Origin of the sequence: Acinetobacter sp. B51(2017), from assembly GCF_003711395.1 — a bacterium.
Lineage (GTDB): Bacteria > Pseudomonadota > Gammaproteobacteria > Pseudomonadales > Moraxellaceae > Acinetobacter.
Genome location: NZ_PJRJ01000071.1, coordinates 1 through 2,770, shown reverse-complemented (window position 1 = coordinate 2,770; position 2,770 = coordinate 1). Strand labels below are relative to the sequence as shown.

General features: G+C 35.1%; 3 protein-coding genes. All 3 read right to left on the bottom strand.

Features of this window, described 5'->3' with window-relative positions:
- Positions 1-318: 318 nt before the first annotated feature.
- Entirely contained in the window at positions 319-885 is a 567-nt protein-coding gene (locus CYK47_RS15090) for a recombinase family protein (RefSeq protein ID WP_004812033.1), read from the bottom strand.
- A 476-nt stretch (positions 886-1,361) separates the two neighbouring features.
- Positions 1,362-2,255, bottom strand: coding sequence for a LysR family transcriptional regulator (locus tag CYK47_RS15085; protein ID WP_100535628.1), 894 nt, complete (start codon positions 2,253-2,255; stop codon positions 1,362-1,364).
- Between the two features lie 204 nt (positions 2,256-2,459).
- Positions 2,460-2,770 (bottom strand): malic enzyme-like NAD(P)-binding protein (locus CYK47_RS15080; protein WP_286206927.1); only part of this gene is annotated, 311 nt, incomplete at its 5' end.

Genomic DNA, 2,770 nt, shown 5'->3' with positions numbered 1-2,770 from the left:
CATATTATTGAATCTAATCATATCTTGGACCAAAAAAATCTTTACTTATAATAATGAGTAAATATATACATCCGAATGACGACAAAATTACAAACTTGTAATTTTGTTAAGGTTTGTTCTCAAAAAAATAAATTAATACTATTTTAAAAAAGATAAATCGTTGCTGAAAAAGCTAGATTGCAATCGAGTTAATTAATTATAAATCAAAAACTTATATTGTATAAAATTAGTAACTCTTTGCTTTCTGCACTTATTATTTAATCAACGTTTCACGATTTTCATAAGCTAAACTAAATATAGTCGCCAATTTCAATTGAGTTATTTCCCGGCTTTTAAATACCGATATACCGCTTGGCGACTAATTCCAAATGCCTGGCCTAATGCCATTTTTGAAGGGTACTTCCCTTCCTTCCAGTCTTGTCGCAAAGCTTCAGCCTGATCAGGTTTCAATTTATGTACCCGGCCTTTGTACTTCCCTTGAGAAGAGGCAAGTTTAATTCCTTCCTTTTGCCGCTCTAAAATGATCTCACGTTCAAACTGTGCAAAAGCACCCATCAGTTGCAGCATCAAATTATCCATCGGGGTGGATTGGGCCGTAAAAGTAATATTTTCTTTTACAAACTGGATGGCAATCCCTCGTTTGACCAGTTTATCCACTTCAGTCACCAAATCTTTTAAGCTTCGCGCAAAACGATCCATGGAATGTACTATCACCCGGTCTCCTTCCCGGACATAATTCAACATTTCCTGAAATTTCGGTCGGTCGGTATTTTTACCTGAAGCACGGTCAACAAAAATCCGGTCGACTTCAATTCCCTCAAGTTGACGTCCCGTATTTTGCTCGACCGAACTCACTCGCACATAGCCTACTTTTTGGCCTTTCACTTTTTACGCCCCAATTGGATAAAAATGAACAATTTCGTAAATTATAAATCTTTAATACCAAAGTTACATGTTACTTATGATTAAAAAACATTTAAATGGTACATGTTTTTAAGAACTTTTAAAATGTAATTTTAGGGTATACTTTAAAGATACATTAAAGCTTATAAAATACGATAAGTGACTCTTGCAAGATATCTTGTATTCGAATCAGTCATCTTAAGAATAGGTTTGTCTTATATCTAGAATTTTGGTGGTTATTCATGCAGATGAAAAATACCAACTTTATCTCACTACTTAGGAGATAAATCGAATGGCTAAGATTCTACAAAAATTGTTAGCTAGTCGCTCTCCAGAGGCCAAGCCCGTATTCAAAAAATGGCAGATGAATTACTGCTAAAAAATCAGCTTCTGAATAGCCACCTTTAAGGTAGCTTTTCTCTTTTCAAAAGAAAAATTTGCAAATAATGATCTGTTCGCTATTTTCTTAAAATTTCATAGAAGGTATGGCGTAGCCATTGATGACTAATTTTATGATGACAGGACATGTGCCAATATTGCTTGACTGAATATGACGGAAAAATAATCGGTGCATCAAAAATTTTCAGGTTGCCTCGTGATAGCAATACTTCGCTCAAATAATAAGGAACTGTAGCAATCGCATCTGTTTCCTGTACTACGAGACCCACCCCAAGATAACTCGGCAAACGCATCAGAATATCACGCTTGAGATTTAAGTTAAGCAATTCATTTTCAATATGGTAATGCCCCATGCCTGCATCAATATCAATATGGGTTTCGCGTAAATAATCTTCAGTCGTTAAACAATCGCCTGTCAGACGTGGATGGTCTTTTGCTGCAATAACTACATAATATTGTTCAAATAGTTTTTGCTGATAAAAACCATTTTCTAGGTTAGGTAAAAAGCCAAATGCCAAATCAATTTCACCATTGGCCATTTGATAACTGGTTTCTGATGTAATTGGTCGTACATTCAATCGTATACGTGAGGCATGCTGTTTAATATATTGAGAAATTTTAGGCAAAAATACCAAGTGCGAAACATCAGTCATAGCTAATGTAAACTGTTGCTGTGAAGTTGTTTGATCAAAATCAATACTAAAATTATTAATTGCTTCGACATTGCTTAGAGCTTCACTTACCAGTGGAAAAAGCTGTTTTGACAATTCCGTTGGCAGCATTTCATTGCCAATTCTCAAAAACAAAGGGTCATTATAATGTTGACGGACTTTATTAAGCAGATTGCTTACCGTTGGCTGGCCCATATTCAGATGCTCGCCAGCCAGTGATACGCTCTTAAATTTATAGATATAATAAAAGATCGTGAGTAATTTATAGTCAATATCAAACACAGCAACGCATTTCCTTTCGCTTTTCCATCATTCAGGCTGACTCATCATTCGCAGAATATTTCTGAATGCCAAAATAATAGTTATTACTGGTTGTTTTCTAAGCAATATTACAATGTCACCAACAGCTCCTGATCTGAAGATCTCCTAAAAAGTTTATAAGAAATGATTTCATAAACTTGATATTCACCAACTAACTCTTATCAATTAAACGATACGACTATAAGTTCTATACTCGGGTTTCCAGAAGTTATCTTCAATTTTTTGTTCTAACTCAATTAAGCTCATTTTCGGTGCTATTTCATCATGCATTGCTGCTTGAGCAACTTTCAAGGCAATAATTTTTGAAATCTGCTGTATTTGACTTAAATCAGGCAATAAATCCGCTTCTGGATTTTGTAATTTTGGTGAGCAGTCAGCCAAAGCATTTGCTGCTGCCATTAGCATATTTTCTGTCACCCTTCTTGCTCCAGAAGCAATAACGCCGAGTCCTATACCCGGGAAAATATAAGAATTAT